The organism is Microcoleus sp. Pol12A5 (assembly GCF_036701435.1).
Taxonomy (GTDB): domain Bacteria; phylum Cyanobacteriota; class Cyanobacteriia; order Cyanobacteriales; family Microcoleaceae; genus Microcoleus.
This window is the reverse complement of sequence record NZ_JAUBQU010000007.1, coordinates 26,571-46,229: the sequence shown is the minus strand read 5'-3', so window position 1 is coordinate 46,229 and position 19,659 is coordinate 26,571. Positions and strand designations below refer to the sequence as shown.

The following is a 19,659-nucleotide window of genomic DNA, read 5'->3' as shown; positions in this document are numbered from 1 at the left end:
TTAACAACTCACTCACGTCATGCAAGGAGTGATGATTGTGCATTGCCAATATGAGAGCGATTCATGGGGAAGTCAAAGGCTGCTGAGTTTCCCGGCGCCGGCACATCACAGGTCATAATAATAGCAATTCTCTAAACGCTCGCGACTTTATTAGTTCCGAATTAGAACCGGGATGTAACCAGTGTAGCGATCGCACTTCTTCACTTCCTACCCCAGTTGCAAATCGCATCCAACTCAACATCACTCAGCACTTTGGACTCCATCTCATACAAATCATTCAGCACCGCCTTGACGTTCGGAAATTGAAAATACTCCGTCAGTTTCCCAATGCGGTAGTTAAAGGGTTGATACCGGTGTTTGAAGTACAGCTCCACATTCCCCCGGCGTTCCCACAATCCCAGCAAGTTGACAACCGCATCCGAGAAATGCGCCCTCACATCCCGCTGCACTTCGGCGATTCTCTCCTCGATCGATCGAGTAGTAATTCCAATTTTATAGAAGCAATAGCCGTCAGCTTTAACTTCAAGGAAGTAGAGCGAATTGATTAGAATCCGACGAAGCTGTGCTCGATAAATCAGCAAATCAGCCCGCCGTTCTTCCAAGCAGGATAACCCCGCAGATTCAGCAATCTCTACAGAGCCTTCCAACGAAGCCAGCTTTGACAGCAGCAGCGGTTCTTGGACTTGGTTGAACAACGCCAGGGGAAGCGCACCGACTGGGATTTTACCGAGGTTTGTAAATTGATAAAAGCGAGATCCCTCTGACTCCAGCAATCCTTTGAGTTCCCACCGAAAATTTACCAAGTCTTTGGGAATGGCGTAATCCGTTGCCCCGTACTCTTTCCACAGCACTTTCAACTGCTCCAATTCCTCACCCTTGAGTTCGATATTGAAGCTGTCGTAGAGGGGCAGTGATGGGAAAGCTTTAGTTTTAATCCGCTGCGACACTGGTTTGCAAGTTTCTCCGGTGTGCGCGAAGTGATGTTCTTTCACCGAACCCTTTTTCGCTGTGAGTCCGCCACCGCAGTAAAGACAAGCGAGATTCGTTTTTCCGCGCGCAACCTCATCAATGCTCGTCAGTTCGCCACTGAGAGCAACGCCAAATTTAAGCCACATTGTCAATAATTCTCCTTTGAGCCGGTTTTGGAGGTGCACCCGCTCCACACGATCGACGATTGTAACAACAAATCCAGGGGTGAGGGCTTCTGCCTTGGGAAAGAAAGCGATCTGCACTCGATGCTCTTGATGCGCGACTTTAATCCTTGCATCCCAAATCTAAAATCTAAAATCTAAAATCCCAAATCTAAAATCTAAAATCTAAAATCTAAAATTGCCCGTCACCAATCGGGAATTTCTTGGGCCGCGTCGTCTGCTTGGGCTTGTGACAGTTGGTGAGGGGGCAACGGATTTTCAGGCGTTGGGAGAGCTATATCAGGATATGGGTGTTTCCTGACGTAGGAAAGGGTGGAGAGTGCAGAGACGGCTCCCCTTACTTGGTCGGGCCGCACTTCTAAGTATTTCTGCAATTGTTCTAAGTTGCGGTGGCCGCTGATTTCTTGAATAATCCGCAGCGGGATACCCGCGTTGCTCATCTGAGTGAGCGCCGACCTTCTGAGGCTGTGGGTGGAAGCGCCGATGATGCCAACTCGTTCGCAGGCTTCTTGGAAGAGGTGAGAGGCGGCTTCCGGGTTTGCGTGTTTCCAGCGGTGGTTGAGGTGGCGGCTGGGGAATAGGTAGGGGTGTGAGGGATGTTTGTAGGTTTCTAACAGCAGCCTCAACTCTTGAATGATGGGGATAGTGCGGGTGCCGAGCTTGCCTTTGGTGTTGCCTTTGCGGATAATCATGGAGGAGCGGATGGCATTCGCTGGGGTGAAAACATCGATGACTTTCAAGCTGCACGCTTCGGCAATGCGGCAGGCGGTGTAGAGACAAATCCCAAAGAGGGCGCGATCTCGATCGCTCTGCAAACCTTCGTTGAACAAGAGTTCGATTTCCTCTTGAGTGAATATCTTGGCCTGCCCGTGTCCCTCTATTTTCATGCTTGGTGTATACCCGACCCGATACCAGAAAGTTTGCCGCAAATACTGCATTGCTGCATCGCATTGGGGGTATTTCTTATTAATGCGGCGGCTCTTTTAAGGTCGCCAATAGCTGGGAGATAAAGAGAATTTGGTGTACTACCGGGTTTTTTGGGTTAGCGAACGCCAGCTTTAACAGGCTGACCCGTAGAAACCGCTTGTTCGATAATATCCGCAGCGCGAGTCACACCGCCTGCACGACGAATAGTATCTTGTAACCGGAGGGCATTCTGTTTGTAAGAATCCCCTGCTAATACAAGACGGATGACATCGCGCAACCGAGGAACATTTAGGCGTACCAGAGGTACGACCTCACCTGCACCAGTTCTGGCGATACGACTCGCGATACCGGGCTGTTCGTTAGTAATAGGAATAGCCACAAGAGGGACGCCGCTGCTTAAAGCTGCCAAAGTCGTATTCATCCCAGCGTGAGTAATAACTAGAGTTGCTTTTTCGATTAACTGTTGGTGAGGAGCGTAGGGAACCACTAAAGGTGAACCCGGTAAATCGAGAGCGAAATCTTGGATATTAGGGTTTCCTAGAGATATGACTACTTGTGCACCGTTCCCTAAACAAGCTTCGGCAATAGTTTGGAAAATTTCCCATTTGCGATTTTGCAAAGTTCCCAGAGAAGCATAAATCAAACGTTGACCAGTCAATTTTTCAAAAGGAAAAGAAATAGAGGAGAAAGATACAGGTTCTAAACCAGAGGGGTCTTTTAAAGGGCCAACGTAATGAAAGCACTGGGGCAATTCTTTTCTAGGAAAATCAAACTCTGGGGGCAATTGGCAGATTTGAGCGAGGGGAGAGTAAAAATCCTGCACGCTAGAGTAAGGTGCTAAATTCCATAGATCTCGCTGACGGGCAACAAGAGCCAGAATCGGTTGGGAAAGGATCTCGATGAAGAAATTACCCACAAGATTCCGCAGACGCGCCTGCCATGTAGGGCTATAACTCCAGTCAGTAAAGAAAGGGGGAACATCGGGTTCCCGGTTAACCAACAGAGCATTACAAATAGTAATAAAGGGAAGATTCAATAACTCGGCAACAGTGCTACCTGCGGGGCTAGTTTGATCTACCAGCAACGCTTCGATACCAGCAGCTTTAAGTGCTTCTGGAAGTTCTCGCAAAAACAGAGCGGTTTCTTGTTTTATCCAATTTGCGGTAAATTTAAACCCTGGAATTCCGCTCATTTCTCCTAACTGTTTGTATTTGCGTTCCAGACTTCCGAGGGGAAATTCTGTTTCACCAATAGTCTCAAAGTTTAAATCAGAGTTTATGACTTTGGAACGGATATCGGGAATGCTGAAGAGAGTCACTTGATGGTTTCGTCTTTGTAATTCTCGCCCCAGGGCACACATGGGGTTAAGATGTCCGATGGCTGATGGACAAATAATAGCGAAGTGGGTCATATTATTTAGTTAGATTGAGTAGTGGATGAAAAAGCTTGTTTGAAGGCTAAAGTCCCAGAGGAGCGAAGACATTATTAATTATCAATTATCCTCGTTGTTTCGGTTAATAATTCTGGCATCATGCACTGTTTGATGGCTTGGGTTTGGGCGCGGCGTTCTTCTGGCAGCGGCGATTTCGGTATCCATGTCAGAGAGGAGCTGGGGGCTCACGCATTATTGGCATTTGCCTCTACCCTGTAGGCTTCTCCGATCCGGCCACCAGCGTAGATGTTGCCAATATTTACTCCCGTCAGCTTGGGTGAGTATCTTGGCTTGTCCGTGTCTTTCTATCTCGCCAATCATGCGCTATAGACCCGACAAAGCAAGAGTTTGCCGCAAATACTGCATTACTGCATCGGTTGGGGGTATTTCTTAATGCGGCGGTTGAGCGAGAGCGAGGGGAAAGAAAGGGCGATCGCTCCGGGTTGTTGATATGTTTGGTTAAGGATACAAGTGCTGCGGTTGATAGGAATAGATATGTGTTTGTACCGCTTCCAGAACGTCAATATTTAGTTGGGCGGTATGCAATAGTGATGGGAATAATATATATAGCCCCTGCCTATTTACTATCCTCAAAACGCTCGCGCCCAATATGCACCTGCCACTCCACTACTCTGGTAGATTCTGCTAACATACCATCCCGCGCACGGGGGCTGCTGTTAACAATTGTTTGAGCCTCTTCCACACTTTCTGCCTGAATCACCCAAAGCCCCGTTCCATCATGGGGGAAAAACGGCCCACAGCACAGCAGTATTCCTTTTTCCTGTTGCTCGCGAAACCAAGCTAGCTGATTTGGGTCGTGTTCTGGATGAGCGGTTTTGTAGTCGTAATACTCTGGAATGGTTGCTACAACAACCGCAAAAAGTTTAGACATAATGCTTTCCCAAAACTGATAAAGTTTAAATCAAAAATAGCATAATACTCCAATTACTTTTGGTCGCACCCGCACTCTTGCCATTTTTGAGTAAGTGATTGAAACCCCGCTAGGCAATCTCTAATTCTCTATTTTACTGGCGCACAACTAGATAGCCCCGTGTTTTTTTGGAGGTTGAATCAGTAGTATTCATCGCTTGCCAAAGATTCTCTGTAGAAGCCCATACAGGCGGATATTTATAACTGGCTACGTCTTCAATCAGAAATCTATCGCTTTGCTCGTGATAGGCAGCAAGGGGAGAAATATGCCCGCTTTTACCCTGACCCAAAACAGAGCGTTGGTAGTTCACGATTATATAGTCGCCAGAACGGGTAAGGTTGGCTTTAGCTTGGGTACGAAATTGGTTAAGTGTTGTCTCGGACGCATAGTAGACCTCAACCTTGACGTTGTGACTTCTGAGCAAAGCCGCTAATTCATCAAGAGTCATCCCCGAAAAAGTGACGGCATAAGAAGAGCGGATGTTCTGGGTTTGACCGTCAAAAAAGGTGTCTTGGGTGAGGGGACGATATCCCTGTCTTTTGCTGCCGAGTGCATTCAAAACCGTCACACTGCTAGCCACACCACAATAGGCTGGACGTTTTTGAGTTTCAATGTGGGTGCTAAGCGGTTGAAAATCATGTTTGCTCTTGCTCTGGTTCAATAGCTGTTTTCCTTCGGGTGATTCTAGAGAAACTAAAGTTTTGGGAAGTGGTTGTCGGTCAACAGAAGGTGGCGAGAAGAGTTTCCAGGTAAAAACGCTTAAACCTGTGCCGAAGATTAGTAGAATACCCCCTCCAGCTTTTATTAGTCGCCCTTGCCATCGGTGATTCCCAGACGTTTGATTTAAGTGCATATCTTCATCTCTCTCAAGAACAGTTGTTTAAAAAACTCTTAGTCACAATTGGTAGTAGAATAATTAAACATTACAACGTCTAAACCTTGCCATTTGGTTAGTGACTCTGGTAACTATCGCTTTTGCTTTGGACATCATTATAGCAAGCCTTTTTATTGTTAAAACTTCATTATTATTAAGGAAAAACATCATTTTTATAAAGTGGTATGAAAAACTTGGATTCTGTAATATAATTTTGAAATTTATGCCTGGGAGCAAGATTGCATCATGCCGCCAATCCCAACAGTCACAGTCAAATCGGGATACAAGCCGCAATCTATCGATACCAGCATTGAAGCTGACGTGCTGGTGTTTCAGATACTGCTGCCGTTAACCCTACCCCAAAATCAGAATCAACTCGCCAAACTCCTACAGTGGAAGACATAGAGCCACTGCTAGACAAAAAATAGACACAATGCTAAACAATAAATTAGTGGCTGAGTTCGCAGAGTTCGAGGAACGGCTGGGAAAACTGAGCGCCTGAACGACCGCAACGAAGAGGCATCGCGAGGGCAACAACTCGCACAAACTCAAGAGATCTAAGACCGACTTGACAGAGGTTGGGGAAATCTTAGAAATACTAGGAGGGGATATCAATTAATGAATAGTAGATTTTCTTTCTGGCTTTGTTATGTCAAATTACTGGTTTGTGATTCAGATAAAAATTACTGTCATTGGGAGTTAGTCTATTGCTCGCTGCCCGCAGAAAAATATAGGGATTTAGTGACTTTTCAGAATGAAGAATTAAAGATAATCGCTATTTTTAATTTTCATCCTATGAACCGCTGTGCTATCGCAGAGATTGATGAACCCGAACACATTAAAACCTCAATAAAAGTTTTAATGGTTGGAGATAATTGGTTGAATTTTAGCGGAGCAGCTAAGCGGTTTATTCTCAAATTTAATTTGGTTGCATATTATGGGTTTAATGTAGAAACTACTATGCAAATCGCTGTTAATAAGCAAGTGGATATGATTATGGTAAATACAGCTTATTCGGATAAATACAATGATAAGCAAGTGAATGGGGTGGAGATTGCCAAAATGTTAAAACTTAACCCGGAAACCGCACAACTTCCCGTTATTTTAAACCTGCGCGGTCAACTCATGATAGGTGACCGGGAGAGATACTTAGATGAAAGTGGTGCTGATGATGCCATTCGATTACAGCCTGAGAGTGAGAGTTGGGAACTCCTTGTCAAAAAAATACAAGATCACCTACCTAAAGAGAACCTCCCTGCGGACGATTCTAGTCTAAACACGAGAATTAATAAAAACAGAGTTAGCGGCTACCAGCCAGTTAAAATACAAGAAGAAAAAGAATCTGTATTAGAATTTATAGCATTTAAACTCTACCAACTCATGCTGATAACTGGTAGAGCTATTTATTTAACTTATGCTTTTTTACAGCGTTACAACCCATTTAGGAAATGATGTAAATAACTTGTTTAAGTTTAACTTAGGGGTTAAGTCATTTACCGCAGCATTAATATGTCTTGCCGGCGTTGGGTTTCCAAGCTGCCAGGAGGCTTCGCAAGTCTTCGATTGCGGGAATGATGCGGGTTTGGAGTTTGCCCTTGGTGTTGCCCTTGCGTCCGTTGATTTCGGGGCGGACTTTCCCCAAGGCGCGTATAAATATCTGCAACGGACAGCGAACACGCTTCGGCGATGCGGCAGGCGGTGTAGAGACAAACGCCGAAGAGGGTGCGATCGCGAGCGGTTTGCAAACCTTCGTTGAACAAGAGTTCGATTTCTTGTTGAGTGAATATTTGGGCCTGCCCGTGCCGTTCTATCTTCACGCAGGCGTGTATACTCGACCCGACGCTCCAAAGTCTTGCATACTTACTGCATTGCTGCACCGGCAGGCGGGGATTTCTTAATGAGGTAGGTGAGGGGTTGGCAGGTTTATATCACAAATCCGTTACAATAAGCGAAATTGCGTAATTTTGAAGCGCTTGTATCAAATAAATCAGTATCATGGCATTAAAAAAAGCAGTCTTTTTAGACAAAGACGGAACCTTAGTGGTCGATGTCCCCTGCAACGTTGACCCGAAGAAGATTGTCCTAGTCAGTAATGCAGTTGCGGCATTACGCCTATTGTCGGAACTTGGGTACAAGTTGTTGGTCATCACCAATCAATCGGGTATAGCACGAGGTTATTTCTCTGAACAAGAGCTAATTTTGTACCTACACGAACTTGATACCCTGTTTAGAGAAAGTAACATTATTTTAGATGGGTTTTACTACTGCCCTCATGATAAATCAGCAGATTGTGATTGCCGCAAGCCGAAGCCAGGAATGGTTCAGAAAGCAGCTCGCGAGCTGGGTATTGATTTAGCCGCGTCTTGGTTCATTGGCAACACCCTGAACGATGCTGAAGCGGGTTATCGGGCAGGATGCCGAACAATTTTGATTGACGGCGGCAATGAAACATTAGAGGAGTTTAATCGCGATAGCTCTTCGCTGCTGCAAAGCGCAGAGCGCCTCCCTCACTACATTGTTCCCGACCTCTACAGCGCCTCACACATTATCAATAGTAAAAGTAATTCATTGTGACTCGGGGTACGAGCGGGTTAGTAGCACTGCTGTACCTATAGGTCGGCATAGATTCATCCTCATTTTCTAGATTTGTCTATATTTTACTTTAATTATGACCACCTACTTATACACACTTAAAAGTAGAGTGGTGGCGAGGCCGTGTTGAGAGCGCTCCTCTTCGTTAGCTTAGCTAATGCACTTCGCTCCCCCCAATCGCCATGTATAGTGATAGCTTTTTGTATAATCTTGAGATAGGTGATAAAACTGGTACACCGTATCATTAAGCATGAAACAAAACAACCAACAACGTGCTACTGCCAATAAAATCAAAAAGTGGATTCAAGCCACCCAAGAAGTTGAAAAAGCTCGGTTTGCCATACCGATAACCAGGCTGACGAGTATCAAAAGTTTGTGCGCTGATGAAGTTGCTGCCGAAAAGTTTGCGCTCTACATTGCTCGACTGGTGCAGCAACAGATGAAGCGGGCGAATTGTCCCGAACATTTCACGGATGAAGAATGGGAACAGCAAAAAGAGTTAGTGGAGGAAGCAATCTCACTGATGCAAAGTTACTTAGAAAGTCCTAGTTACGAAAGCAAGCAATCTCTCAGAAACTTATTGAGAGACATTGATGGCTTGCAAGGGGATGACTACCGTAATTTTAGGTGGGCAACGGTGCGCTTTGTCCGCAGCGGAGATTTACTCAAGCTAGAGTATGCACTGCGGTGTTTCGTAGAGACAGATTTTCCCTATTGGACTTATAAACTAGCTAGAGAATATGTAGAGCGTTATGGATTGCAATCTGGTTCAGGTATCGTGGCTGAATCAGTACCCATGTTGTTGGAGGTAGCAGAATTTTGGTGTCAGTATTATTTCAATCAGAGTTTGAACGAGAAATTTCCCGATGGGGGCGATCGCTGCGTTCGACCCAACCCGTGAGAATTTTCAGATGCAGATTGAGGGTTTGTTAAGCCTGCGACCCCTAAGATTGTCAAAACCGGTGCCAATACTCAGCACCTAATTCTACAATTTCTGCCGTTACAGAGCGGGTGTGCCACTAAAAATCTAGGCGGGGAAACGCAACTTTTCCTATCTAAGACTTGGAAGTGCTACCCGTAGAGTTGATGAAAAATAAAACTCTTATTCTCTCTAATTTTTCTAAGTTGAATAATTAAATAAATCTTAAATAATATGAAAAAAATAAGTTCCTAGCTAATATATTTTAATATATTTAGGAGCGAGCTGTATGTTTCAGTATTTTGTAAGGATTCCTTCCCTTCTTGAAGAAAAAGACGTAGAAAAAGAACAAATCAATTGGTCGATGCAAGTTGCTAAGTACAATTTTAATTTGGGCTTACAAGTAGGGGATGACATTGAGCTGATTCTTCACTACGGTGACGAATGCTTTTCGTTTGCAAGTAAGGTGGTGAAGATATTAAAAGTTATAGAAAATGACAAAGAAAGACTTGATGATATTTTCAGAATCGAGGCTCATGTAGAGATTTCGGACAAAGAAGATTTTGTAAAAGTTCGAGAAATTCTTAAGGGACTGAATTCATCGTCTCGTTCTGGTTTCCATCCAATGGGTTTTTCTAGCTAGTGAGGAGTAAGGTTAGGCGAGGAAATGCTTAGATACTGATGAATCTATAGAAGTGTTAAGCCCTGGGTCAGGATATGCGGATTTGTTGAATAAAGTCAATGCTATCAGGGTACTGTGTCTAATCGGATAGCAGCTCAATAGCCTTTGGGATTGGGGTAATTGGATTGTGATCTAAATCAACCTTGATTTGATTCGACATTTGCCCGATTGCATCTGGTATTTCGGTTATTTGATTGTGACTGAGGTCAAGCTGTGTAAGATTGGACAGTTGCCCTATAGCCTCTGGGATTTCGGTTATCTCATTGCCATGGAGGTTAAGTATTTTTAAGTTGGTTAATTGAAGAACAGCATCAGGAAACTTAGTTAGCCGTTTTCTCCTTTCTTTCCGTTTTTCATGGAATGGCATGAACTGGAATTCCATTAACACGAACGTCTCAAGCTGCGTACATTTGCCAAGTGCCCGAGGGCACTTCCTCCAAGTCCAACCCCGACAAATTCAGTTTCTTCCAATTTTCCTGGGCTGCCCGGTCAATTCGTCGCATTGCTTCGTCTCGCGTCATATTCTTTGTCTCGGTAAGATTCATTTCATTGTGATGACAATAATTTTTGTTTGGTGGCTGACGGGGTGACAACCCCATCAAAAGCTTTATAAAATCAAGGACATAGCCCTCAACCCCGGTAAAAGAATGGGAGGTTATTACGCCTAATTTTTATCAAATGAGAAAAGACTTAAGGTAACGTAAATAAGCTGGAAAGCATATTGTATGTAATAAATTTTAAGCTTTCAATCTCTACTATCCATGCTCTTATTAAGACCTAAAGGCAATCTAGCAGAAACTTAAAGACTAAATCACTGAGAATTTAATAACTGTTGCCAATTCAGATTCATTAATACTATCTTGCTTTACAGCAGCCCAAAGTTTCAGAAATATAGCACTCGCTGTTTTCCAAAAAGTAAGCACTGTATATCAAACCAGCACTCATAAATATCTAAAATTCTGATAGTCGTCTTGGGAGGCTTTTTTTACGCCTCACCGCTCATGCCTCCCACACTTCTTTGAACTCAGAACTCGATCGCTCCAAAATCGATCTGTGACCAAGAAAATGGGATACAAGCCCCGTCCTTCTAGGACGGCTTTAATTAAGAATTGTGAGTAATCGCATTTGCGTTTAGCCAAACTTCTATAATTAGGATAGGAAGGACAGAGCAAATGTTTAACTTAACCTACGAATTTAAACTGAAACCAACAGCGGTGCAAACAGCCATCTTTGAAGATTGGCTAGAGCAATGCCGTCGCGTCTACAATTACGCGCTAGCTGAACGCAAACATTGGTTTCAATCTCGTAGCTGTCAAGTTAACGCTTGCTCTATCCGTTCTGAATTCATCATCCCTGCGGAAACAAAGCGACCGACTTACGCAAGTCAGTGCAAAAACTTAACCGCAGCCAGGGCAAACATTCCTGCTCTCGGTGCGGTTCAAGTCCACGTCTTGCAGCAAACATTGCGAAGGCTTGAGAAAGCATTTGTCAGTATGTGGGAACAGAAACACGGATTTCCGCGCTTTAAAAAAATTGGTGGAATGCGTTCTTTTGTGTTTCCAGAAATGGGCGTCAATCCAGTTCAAGGCGAGAGGGTGAAACTACCCAAGATTGGTTGGGTGAAATTCCATCAATCGCGTCCCATTCCTGATAGTGCAACAATCAAGCAAGCTCGAATTGTCAAGAAAGCTAGCGGTTGGTATGTAATGCTAACCCTGCAATGGGACGTTTCTGTACCGACGGTTATGCCTCACGGCGAAGCTTTGGGTATTGACGTTGGTCTAACTAATTTCATAGCGACTTCCAACGGTCTTCTAGTAAAGCGCCAAAAGTTTTTCGTTGACGCTGAACGCAAGCTTAAATTGCTGCAACAGCGCGTCAGTCGAAAGAAGTTAGGCTCGAATAACCGAAAAAAAGCTCAGAAGAAAGTTGCCAAGCTGCACGAATATATAGCCAACTGTCGCAAAGACTGGCACTGGAAACTGGCACACCAACTTTGCGAAGATGCAGGAATGATATTTGTTGAAGATTTGAACTTGATTGGTTTGTCTAGAGCAATGCTCGGTAAGCACTGTTTAGATGCTAGTTGGGGGCAATTCTTTACTATCTTGCAGCAAACCTGTTTTAAGCATGGTGTGTGTTTTCAGAAAGTAAGTGCTCATAAAACAAGTCAAATTTGTCCTAATTGTGATGTGGAGACAGGCAAGAAAAAACTGTCGGAGCGAACCCATTCTTGTTCTAGCTGTGGGTATACAACAGACAGAGATGTTGCAGCAGCACAAGTAGTTTTAATTAGAGGGCTTGCAGCCGTAGGGCATACGGTCAAGATGCTTGGTGAGGGTAAATTCGTTGGAATCCCTGTGAACCAAGAATCCTCGTACCTGATAGTCGAGGAGTGTCAACATCGCTCTAAATCTTGCCTTCAAACCTCTGATGCCAGAGGATATACCCCGACACGGTAATAACCAGAGTGATGCCTCCTCCTACCCAAGCCAGCATAGGATTGTAACCGCTACGGCTGAGGGTCTGCATCCATAGATGGGTGCGATCGGAGGATATCAACCAATCTGCGACGACCGGAAAAAGATACATCAAAGATGCACCAACGATAAGCCAGCCGACCATAGAGGCGAGGAGAAAGATAGTTTTGGCTGTAGATTGGCTACCCATGAGCAATTGCGGTAAAGAACTAACTTTGAGATTAGCTCTTGAGATGCGTTATGTCAGCACAGGTATAGCCCGAGACAGTGGGCGATGCAAGCGTGAAACTGTAGAATTGATTTGAAGCGAAAGGTAAAGGGCGTTGCTGATTTAGGGTATGACTGGCTCAATATGCAAGTCATATCGTTTCCGGTTGCATTGGAATCATAAAATTGAGTCAACAGACAACAGTCAACAGTCAACAGTCAACAGACAACAGTCAACAGTCAACAGTCAACCATCATTCCGGTGTTACCGGAATTGATATCATATAAACCAGTATCCACAAAACTTCGGGATTTTCAAGTTATTTTTTTCATACCCTGATTAAGCAACGCCTGATTCCTTATGTCCCAAACAAAGAACTCTCAATCGAAACTTCATGGACTTGAGATATTCCCAGCCACGCCCGCAACAGATTTTTTCACCCTTGAGTTCACTCATCCAGTCGGCTACTTTAGGACCATTCCACAGCCCGCTATCGGGAAGGTTGCTGTAGGGCTAGCCATAACGATCGCTTGTTTTACATCATTGAGCAGAGGGTCAGAATCAGTATTTTTGCAACGTTGAGATCCGAGGGATTTTGGTACTAAATGGTTGTATCCCCAGACTCGCTCCATAAATCCAACCGCGACTACAACCAGTCACTGCCATCACTTCTGCCGCAGTTGTGGAGTTCGCTAACAGCCCAATAATTTGATAATGATGGACACAAGCCGGCGTTTTAGCCTCACGGAAACAACTCATCAAGCTCTTCTACACTCAGATGGGGCGCGATCGTAATAATTCGTTTGGGCATTCTCGCTCTGAGAGGGCAGTATTCCTCAAGATTGTATCATGGTCAATCGACCAGACATGATATTACATCTGCAGAATGCGGGTCATAATAAGAATAATTAAGATTTTTGATATCTAACTAAATCCTGGTTAAATTGCATTAATTGGTTGACGGAGATTGTTTGCCCAGCCAAAAATAATCAGTAACACTCTTGTTAACTAAAGCCTGGAGACAAGTAATCATGGCAGAAGTTGAAGTTCTTGTAGAAAGTTTGTGGGAACTTGATGAGGATCAGCTAGAAGCACAGATTGGCTCTCACGTACAAGCTATAGGGGATGATATTGCTGGACGTGGAGCAAGAGGGCTAGACCCAGCATCGTTGGAATCTATTGATGTGAACGTTGCAGCTCGATCATCGATCGAGCCAAGGTTCCTAGAAGCAGGTAAGCAGTTGTTCGATCGAGTAAACCCATTAACTTACGAGTTGATGTGCAAACCCCTCGGTGGAGAAGACCCGGAGACTCAGAAGATTTTAGATGAAACAGTCAATCAGAACTACACCAAAGCGGCTGGGATGTTGGCTCCTGTTTTAGTTAGTGGAGTTGGGTTAGCTCCTGCTGTTGCTACTCTGGTGGCTACTCTAATTATCAAAAAAGTTTCCAAGTACATTGCTACTGGAATTTGCGAGACTTGGGAGAAAAATCTACCAAAGTCTGCAAGCTGAGCTACAAAATGGAATTAGCAGAGGTACTTCAAAATGATCATCAAGGTTAGCGGCTTACCAGTTAATATTACCAAATCAGATTTGGACGAGCTTTTTTCACCTTACGGTACAATTCAAATAACGGAAAAGTCTGTTCTCATAAAGATCGAACAGACTGAAAGTATTGCACATCTAGAACTAGACAAAAACGAACAACTTGCTATTCAAGCACTCGATCAAACAAAATGGCGTGACAAATATATCCTTTATCTCGATTCAATCAGAGGGAATGGAACTAAGATAACTCAGCGTGGAGGAGGTGGAGACCAAGAGCCAGTAGATGAAGACCAAAACCCTGGAGGTGGAAACCAAAACCCAGGAGGTGGAAATCAAAAACAGCGGGGATAATCCAACACATATTTTTACGTACATAAACGGGAGTAAACTTAGCAAATGAATGAAGTGGCACAGGAAAAACAAAAAATTATGTGTATAGCAACGTACACTCCTAATATAGCCATAGTTGATGAGTTGCGAGAAATCAAAACTGTTACACGAGGTAGTAACAGTAGATTAGAACTTGATTCTGAATATGTCACATCTGTTGGGGAAATTTCGGAGCTAATTCAGAATACAAAACCTGTCCCTCGAATTATTCATATTTGTGGAGAGGGAAAAACAGATGGAACAGTCGAGATCCCAAACCCCGATGCTCCTGATGAGCCTGATGAGCCTGATGAGCCTGATGAGCCGGACGATAAAAAAATAGACCGTGTAAAACCTAAAAAAATAGACCGTGTTAAAGCAGATGAACTAGCAGAATTTTTTAGTAACGCCACAGACGTGAACTGTGTGATTCTCAATTTTTGCTATTCATCTCAAGCTACCGCATTAATTGCTAAACACATTCAATGTGTGATTGGAATAGAGGGTTATATTGAGAGAACAGCGGCAGTCGAATTTTCCAAAAAGTTTTACAGCTCTTTAGAAGGTAAAATTATCAATCAAGAGGGTATAGATGAGGCATTTTTAAAAGGAATCGCTGCTGCTAAGCCAAGAACGGGAGATACAAACACATATATTAAACTTACTGGACCGAAGCCGCAACCAAAAATGCAGATAATAGAACCCTCAAAGGGAAGTACAGTTCCTTATGTATGCGAATGTAGGGGTACTTTCAATAACTTGGATGAAGGTGCAAGTATGTGGGCTTATATAAACGCGACAATAGAAGGTAAATTCTATTTAGTTCCAATTAACAACTATCCCATTCATTCCACAGATGGAGAATGGCAAGTATCCTTGAAAATCGGTGAAGAACAAGCGGATGATGACAATTATAGAATAGGTGTTTTGATGGTAAATCGGGAAACTACTCCAGGCTTTAAATCGCAATATAACAAAAGCATTCAAGAACTTGATTATTTTGCGCTGGATAGTCTGCCTACTGATGGAACCCAAGCTTTCGACGGTCCCGTTGTGAAAAGACACTAGAATGTCCTAATAGTTAACTTGCAAAACTGACATCAATTACATAATTCTTTGATTTTTTTTGATTTAGTTTGCAAGTAATTGTGGAGATGGTTGCATCCTTTCCCCAACAACCCTTGAAAACTCATATCTGACACATTCCATAGCAAAACAACTCCATCTGCCCCGGCAGAGGCCAACCATTTGCTATCGAGACTGAAATTCACCGCTTTCACCCCCGCAGTATGTCCGCTCAGGGAGGTGATGAACGTTCCATCGCGTTGCCAAAGCTTTATTGTCCCATCCATACTCGCAGAGGCGATCGTTTTGCCATCAGGACTAAAGCTGGCATCAAGCACCTGAGCAGTGTGTCCCCTCAGTGTGGCGATCGACCTTCCATCTCGGTGCCAAAGTTTGATTGTCTGGTCATCACTAGCAGTAACGATCCTGGTGCCATCAGGACTAAAACTAACAGACCCAATTCCACTTGTATGTCCTGTCAGTGTTCTGAGTTGTTGCCCCCTAGAACTCCACAATTTTACTGTTGTGTCATCACCAGCAGTGGCAATTGTTTGTCCATCTGGGCTAACAGCCACACTCAACACTCTCTTCTTGTGTCTTTTTAGGGTGATCGGTTCTTTACCTTCCAAACTCCAAAGTTTTGCGGTTCCATCAGCACTCGCTGAAGCAAATGTCTGTCCGTCACGACTGAAGCTAACAGATATGACCCTATTTGTATGCCCTTTCAGTGTTCTCTGGAGTTGCCCATCTAGACCCCAAATCTTGATTGTGCCATCGTCGCTACCACTAGCAATTGTGTTTCCATCAGGACTAAAGCTAACGGCATTCACCTTGCTGTTATCTGCTTTCAAAGTCAAAAGTGGCTTAGCTTCTCGATTCCATATCCTCACAGTTCCATCGGAGCTTGCACTGGCAATCCGTTTACCATCTGGGCTAAATTGAACCGAATTCACCTCTTCCTGATGTCCAAACAAAACAGTTAACGAGTTTCGATCGATCTGCCAAAGCTTCGTGATATTATCGTTACCTGCAGTTGCCAGCGTCTTTCCATCGGGACTAAAAGTAACACTAGAAATAGCCCCGTTATGACCGACCCAGGTATCTAGTAATCTGCCATCTTGTGCCCACAGCCTTACGGTTCCATCTTTACTGCCAGAAGCAATAGTTTGTCCATTTCGACTGACACTCACGCTCCATACCTCTCCTAGATATGGAATAGTCTTTATAGTTTTTAAAGGTTGCCCCTCTCGACTCCATATCTTGACAGTTCCCTCTAGGCTAGCAGTAGCAAAAATCTGACCGTCACCACTGAAACCTACATTTACAAAAGGCTGAGAGGGGTTGGTAAGAGTCTTGATTAGAGTCTTGCCATCCCGACTCCACAGTTTTACGGTTTTATCACTGACTGTGATAATCCGATCGCCTTGAGGACTAAAATCCACTTGCCTTACCCAGTTTTGATGTCCTTTAAGAATACGAATCAATTTACCGTCCAGCCTCCAGAGTTTTACGGTTCGATCGCCACTGGCAGTAGCGATTATTTTTCCATCTGGACTAAAACTGATACCGGGCACCCAATTATTTTTATGAGCATGAATAACCCGTACCAGCTTGCCGTTGCTGTCCCAAAGTCTGACTTCATCTAGACTTCCGGAAGCAATCATCTTTGCATCAGGACTAAAACAGACGCTTATCACCGCGTCTGTATGTCCTGACAAAGTTTTGACTAGACTTCCATCCCGTCGCCATAACTTAACTGTGCGGTCGTAGCTAGCTGTAGCGAGCATTTGACCATCCGGGCTAAAACTAACATTCTGAACAGCATCAAGATGCCCTTGCAAGCGGTTTTCTTCCCTTACCCAGATTACGGATTGCGCCAAAGTTGCGAGAAGGTCGGTTTGGAGTTTTTGGTCTGTGCTGCCCCAAGGTAATTGTTGCAAACGTTTATTAGCTGTCAGTGCATCAATCAGGGCATCAAAAGAATTTCGATTCACTGCGAAATTAGCTTTTGAAGATTGTGTTAAAGCCTCAATTAGTTTTATTTCTGCTTGTCTCCACTGATATCCAGCAAAAACTGCAAATCCACTTAGAGCGAGAATGACTCCAGTCACAGTGGCAACCAAACTACGCTGACTGTTTTGCCTTTTTTGCAAACTACGCTTCACAAACTCTGATTCTACCTGGTTGAACCAGTTGTTATCAGGGGAGTTTAGTACCTCCTTTTTCAATACATCCAAATAGGGATTGGCATTCCAAAGAAACTTTTGCTGTTGCCTATCTTTCCACTCTAGAGCAGCAGGTGTTAAACGGCGCTCCAATCTTAAGTTTTTCTCATCTTTTACCCAATTCAGCAGCTTTTGCCAACCGCGCACCAAAGCATCATGGGCAGGTTCCACATAGGAATTACCTTCAGCATCTTCTCCTTGTACCAGTAACCGTGAATCGGTAAACCGCTCTATTACAGCTTTAACTAAATAGTTTTTCTGTGGCGGATATTCCAATTCCGATAACGGGACTTGTCGGCGCGCTAATTCACCCCCACCCAGGGCTACCATCCGCAACATTACATGACGGATAACTTGGCTGTAAGCTGGATTTTTTTGAACTAGCGCCTGATATTCCTCATCAGCCTTTTGAGTCAGCGATTGTATTACTCCCCCTAAAGCTTGATAATCTGCTTGAGTCAGCGAGCGAGCGATTGTTATCCCTCCATTTTCTGCCTCCCATTGTCGCTTTAAATACTTGAGATAAAGTTCGCTCAAACCAAAAGAAAGTAGGGGCAACGATCCCGGCATATCCGCCACTTCATCAATTAATTGTTCTACTAAATCGTGGGGTTGAAAATACATTACCCGTGCTTCTGCTGGCTTTTCAATTGCTTCCCGCAGTTCGGCTCGTGTCATCGCTGGTACAATAAATCGTCCGTCGCTCCAACGCTTTTCAAACTCAGTTTCAGTGTTTCCTACTTCTTGTTTAACGACGGTGGAGAAAAACTTTAAGCCAGCATCTCTGACTTGAGGTTCAAAGTCCGATCGCAAACTTAATACTACCCGTAATTTATCCTGATGGGCATTAGTTGCTTTCACTATTTGTTGAAAAAAATCATTGCGGTCGTTTTCAGGAGAACCGAGTGTAATGATTTCTTCGCTTTGATCGATAAAGATAATTAACTTAAAATTGGGATAATTTTTAGCCCAAACTGCAATACTTTGAGTTAGCGTTTTTTGTGGGTTTCGTAAATCGAGTTGGGGTAATTGGGCATCAACCAGTGCATTATTCAGGGATTGAAAAGGTGTTTCTCCCGGACGGATCGGTGGAAGTATACACCATTTGTCGTTTTCTTCCTGTTTCAATTTGGGAATTAATCCGGCTTTGACCAAGCTGGATTTACCCGAACCCGAAGCACCTAGTACCACAGTTAGAGGATGAGTTTTGACAAAATTTTGCAACTTTTCTATTAGTTTGGTTCTACCGAAAAATAGTTGGCTGTGTTTTTCCTCAAACGGTGACAAGCCGAGATAGGGATTTCTGGATTCATCTAATGGCGGTGCTGGAGGTAGATTTAGCACGTGTCCTGGTGTCAGGAAAATATACTCGCCTTTGTCGTGTTTTTTGAGGCAATGAATCCCTGGAGTTTGGCGAATAGCTCGCGCTTCTGTGGCAATTTCCACCCGATCGCGCAAATATAGATAAAGTTCCGTTGCCGTAATCACCCCATCCCCCGCAGGCTTACCCGGTTCTGCTGGTGGAAAGGCATCGGCTTTACCCTCAAGTGCTTCAATTAACGCACGGGCAAACGGTGAATGGCTTCCAAGTTGTCCGCGATCGTCTTTTAGGTCAAAGGCATCCCATGCAGATTGATCGTAAGCAGCCGAGGTGACTACTTGCCATGCAGGGTCTTGAATGAAGCGATCGTAACGTTCTTTGTGGAGTGTACTCAGTTCAACAGGAATTGCTTTGCGTAGACTTGACCAGCGAAAAGCACCGGCAAAGCAACAGTCGAGAATGCCTAAAAAGTGACGGCAGGGAAGATGAAGTAGAGCTTGATGTACCTCTGACATCTGCAAGTAAGTGCTAACATTGCCCAAGCGAGCATCTTGGGGAACTAGATAGCCTTCAGGACCATCCTCGCAGTTTAGGGCAATACCATGTCCAGCAAAGTAGAAGAGGAAGCGATCTCCTGCCTTAATTTGTTTCGGTAGTTCTCTTTCTAGCACCTGCCGAAGTTGGCTGAGGGTAGCCGCTTGATTTAGAAGTAGAGTAACGGTGTAATGATGCTCCTTTGCGAGGATACGGGCGATTTCTGTTGCATCGCTGACGGCAGTTTTTAGTGAATAAATGCCGTTGTTGTAGTCGTTAATGCCAACGACCAGGGCATAACTGCATTCAAAATTTGACATAGTAATTTATCTATTATGACCGGAGAAAACCTTAAATAATTGGAGTTTAGACTAAGCAGGTCAAAAAGTGCGATCGCAC

18 protein-coding genes are annotated in these 19,659 nt (G+C 44.1%); 9 read left to right on the top strand and 9 right to left on the bottom strand.

Annotated elements, in window-relative coordinates:
* Positions 1–200: 200 nt before the first annotated feature.
* The 5 genes from QUA45_RS03230 to QUA45_RS03210 form a co-directional block, all read right to left on the bottom strand.
* A complete protein-coding gene (locus tag QUA45_RS03230; RefSeq protein ID WP_333219380.1) occupies positions 201–1,232 on the bottom strand; it encodes a GIY-YIG nuclease family protein in 1,032 nt (343 codons plus the stop codon).
* A gap of 104 nt (positions 1,233–1,336) precedes the next feature.
* On the bottom strand, positions 1,337–2,038 hold the full coding sequence (locus QUA45_RS03225; protein WP_333219378.1) for a site-specific integrase: 702 nt from the start codon (positions 2,036–2,038) through the stop codon (positions 1,337–1,339).
* A gap of 155 nt (positions 2,039–2,193) precedes the next feature.
* Entirely contained in the window at positions 2,194–3,396 is a 1,203-nt protein-coding gene (locus QUA45_RS03220; RefSeq protein ID WP_333219376.1) for a nucleotide disphospho-sugar-binding domain-containing protein, read from the bottom strand.
* A gap of 691 nt (positions 3,397–4,087) precedes the next feature.
* Positions 4,088–4,402 carry a YciI family protein gene (locus QUA45_RS03215; protein WP_333219375.1) on the bottom strand — a complete coding sequence of 105 codons (315 nt, stop codon included), beginning with the start codon at positions 4,400–4,402 and terminating at the stop codon, positions 4,088–4,090.
* A gap of 133 nt (positions 4,403–4,535) precedes the next feature.
* Entirely contained in the window at positions 4,536–5,294 is a 759-nt protein-coding gene (locus tag QUA45_RS03210) for a phytochelatin synthase family protein (protein WP_333219373.1), read from the bottom strand.
* A 267-nt stretch (positions 5,295–5,561) separates the two neighbouring features.
* On the opposite strand from QUA45_RS03210, the gene QUA45_RS03205 reads away from it, so the two are divergent.
* Complete coding sequence (locus QUA45_RS03205; protein ID WP_333219371.1) at positions 5,562–5,720, top strand: hypothetical protein; 159 nt, start codon at positions 5,562–5,564, stop codon at positions 5,718–5,720.
* A 213-nt stretch (positions 5,721–5,933) separates the two neighbouring features.
* Positions 5,934–6,767 carry a hypothetical protein gene (locus QUA45_RS03200; RefSeq protein ID WP_333219369.1) on the top strand — a complete coding sequence of 278 codons (834 nt, stop codon included), beginning with the start codon at positions 5,934–5,936 and terminating at the stop codon, positions 6,765–6,767.
* Between the two features lie 41 nt (positions 6,768–6,808).
* Here QUA45_RS03200 and QUA45_RS03195 read toward each other — a convergent pair whose 3' ends face one another.
* Positions 6,809–7,132: a hypothetical protein gene (locus QUA45_RS03195; protein WP_333219367.1), complete on the bottom strand. Its 324-nt coding sequence runs from the start codon at positions 7,130–7,132 to the stop codon at positions 6,809–6,811.
* A gap of 178 nt (positions 7,133–7,310) precedes the next feature.
* Between QUA45_RS03195 and QUA45_RS03190 the strand changes: the two genes are divergently transcribed.
* From QUA45_RS03190 to QUA45_RS03180, 3 genes are all read left to right on the top strand, one after another.
* Positions 7,311–7,889, top strand: a complete 579-nt coding sequence (locus QUA45_RS03190) for an HAD family hydrolase (protein WP_333219366.1) — start codon at positions 7,311–7,313, stop codon at positions 7,887–7,889.
* Positions 7,890–8,157: 268 nt separating this feature from the next.
* Entirely contained in the window at positions 8,158–8,808 is a 651-nt protein-coding gene (locus QUA45_RS03185) for a hypothetical protein (protein ID WP_333219364.1), read from the top strand.
* A gap of 307 nt (positions 8,809–9,115) precedes the next feature.
* Positions 9,116–9,469 carry a hypothetical protein gene (locus tag QUA45_RS03180; protein WP_333219362.1) on the top strand — a complete coding sequence of 118 codons (354 nt, stop codon included), beginning with the start codon at positions 9,116–9,118 and terminating at the stop codon, positions 9,467–9,469.
* A gap of 118 nt (positions 9,470–9,587) precedes the next feature.
* Here the strand turns inward: QUA45_RS03180 and QUA45_RS03175 are convergent, their stop codons facing one another.
* Together QUA45_RS03175 and QUA45_RS03170 are read right to left on the bottom strand one after the other, a co-directional pair.
* A complete protein-coding gene (locus tag QUA45_RS03175; RefSeq protein ID WP_333219360.1) occupies positions 9,588–9,875 on the bottom strand; it encodes a leucine-rich repeat domain-containing protein in 288 nt (95 codons plus the stop codon).
* 28 nt (positions 9,876–9,903) lie between these two features.
* Positions 9,904–10,029: a hypothetical protein gene (locus QUA45_RS03170; protein ID WP_333219358.1), complete on the bottom strand. Its 126-nt coding sequence runs from the start codon at positions 10,027–10,029 to the stop codon at positions 9,904–9,906.
* Positions 10,030–10,680: 651 nt separating this feature from the next.
* Here QUA45_RS03170 and QUA45_RS03165 point away from each other — a divergent pair.
* The 4 genes from QUA45_RS03165 to QUA45_RS03150 all read left to right on the top strand — a co-directional run bounded on the left by QUA45_RS03165 (position 10,681) and on the right by QUA45_RS03150 (position 15,183).
* Positions 10,681–11,970: a transposase gene (locus QUA45_RS03165; RefSeq protein WP_333219356.1), complete on the top strand. Its 1,290-nt coding sequence runs from the start codon at positions 10,681–10,683 to the stop codon at positions 11,968–11,970.
* 1,257 nt (positions 11,971–13,227) lie between these two features.
* Complete coding sequence (locus QUA45_RS03160) at positions 13,228–13,710, top strand: hypothetical protein (RefSeq protein WP_333219354.1); 483 nt, start codon at positions 13,228–13,230, stop codon at positions 13,708–13,710.
* Between the two features lie 33 nt (positions 13,711–13,743).
* Positions 13,744–14,097, top strand: a complete 354-nt coding sequence (locus QUA45_RS03155; protein ID WP_333219352.1) for a hypothetical protein — start codon at positions 13,744–13,746, stop codon at positions 14,095–14,097.
* Between the two features lie 45 nt (positions 14,098–14,142).
* Positions 14,143–15,183, top strand: a complete 1,041-nt coding sequence (locus QUA45_RS03150) for a hypothetical protein (protein ID WP_333219351.1) — start codon at positions 14,143–14,145, stop codon at positions 15,181–15,183.
* Positions 15,184–15,215: 32 nt separating this feature from the next.
* Here the strand turns inward: QUA45_RS03150 and QUA45_RS03145 are convergent, their stop codons facing one another.
* On the bottom strand, positions 15,216–19,580 hold the full coding sequence (locus QUA45_RS03145) for an nSTAND1 domain-containing NTPase (RefSeq protein ID WP_333219349.1): 4,365 nt from the start codon (positions 19,578–19,580) through the stop codon (positions 15,216–15,218).
* Positions 19,581–19,659 lie beyond the last annotated feature (79 nt).

Bases quoted from the DNA above. Each gene is read 5' to 3' on its own strand.
- QUA45_RS03225 (WP_333219378.1), bottom strand. From the start codon at position 2,038: ATGAAAATAGAGGGACACGGGCAGGCCAAGATATTCACTCAAGAGGAA.
- QUA45_RS03215 (WP_333219375.1), bottom strand. From the start codon at position 4,402: ATGTCTAAACTTTTTGCGGTTGTTGTAGCAACCATTCCAGAGTATTAC.
- QUA45_RS03210 (WP_333219373.1), bottom strand. From the start codon at position 5,294: ATGCACTTAAATCAAACGTCTGGGAATCACCGATGGCAAGGGCGACTA.
- QUA45_RS03205 (WP_333219371.1), top strand. From the start codon at position 5,562: ATGCCGCCAATCCCAACAGTCACAGTCAAATCGGGATACAAGCCGCAA.
- QUA45_RS03200 (WP_333219369.1), top strand. From the start codon at position 5,934: ATGAATAGTAGATTTTCTTTCTGGCTTTGTTATGTCAAATTACTGGTT.
- QUA45_RS03190 (WP_333219366.1), top strand. From the start codon at position 7,311: ATGGCATTAAAAAAAGCAGTCTTTTTAGACAAAGACGGAACCTTAGTG.
- QUA45_RS03185 (WP_333219364.1), top strand. From the start codon at position 8,158: ATGAAACAAAACAACCAACAACGTGCTACTGCCAATAAAATCAAAAAG.
- QUA45_RS03180 (WP_333219362.1), top strand. From the start codon at position 9,116: ATGTTTCAGTATTTTGTAAGGATTCCTTCCCTTCTTGAAGAAAAAGAC.
- QUA45_RS03175 (WP_333219360.1), bottom strand. From the start codon at position 9,875: ATGCCATTCCATGAAAAACGGAAAGAAAGGAGAAAACGGCTAACTAAG.
- QUA45_RS03170 (WP_333219358.1), bottom strand. From the start codon at position 10,029: ATGACGCGAGACGAAGCAATGCGACGAATTGACCGGGCAGCCCAGGAA.
- QUA45_RS03165 (WP_333219356.1), top strand. From the start codon at position 10,681: ATGTTTAACTTAACCTACGAATTTAAACTGAAACCAACAGCGGTGCAA.
- QUA45_RS03160 (WP_333219354.1), top strand. From the start codon at position 13,228: ATGGCAGAAGTTGAAGTTCTTGTAGAAAGTTTGTGGGAACTTGATGAG.
- QUA45_RS03155 (WP_333219352.1), top strand. From the start codon at position 13,744: ATGATCATCAAGGTTAGCGGCTTACCAGTTAATATTACCAAATCAGAT.
- QUA45_RS03150 (WP_333219351.1), top strand. From the start codon at position 14,143: ATGAATGAAGTGGCACAGGAAAAACAAAAAATTATGTGTATAGCAACG.
- QUA45_RS03145 (WP_333219349.1), bottom strand. From the start codon at position 19,580: ATGTCAAATTTTGAATGCAGTTATGCCCTGGTCGTTGGCATTAACGAC.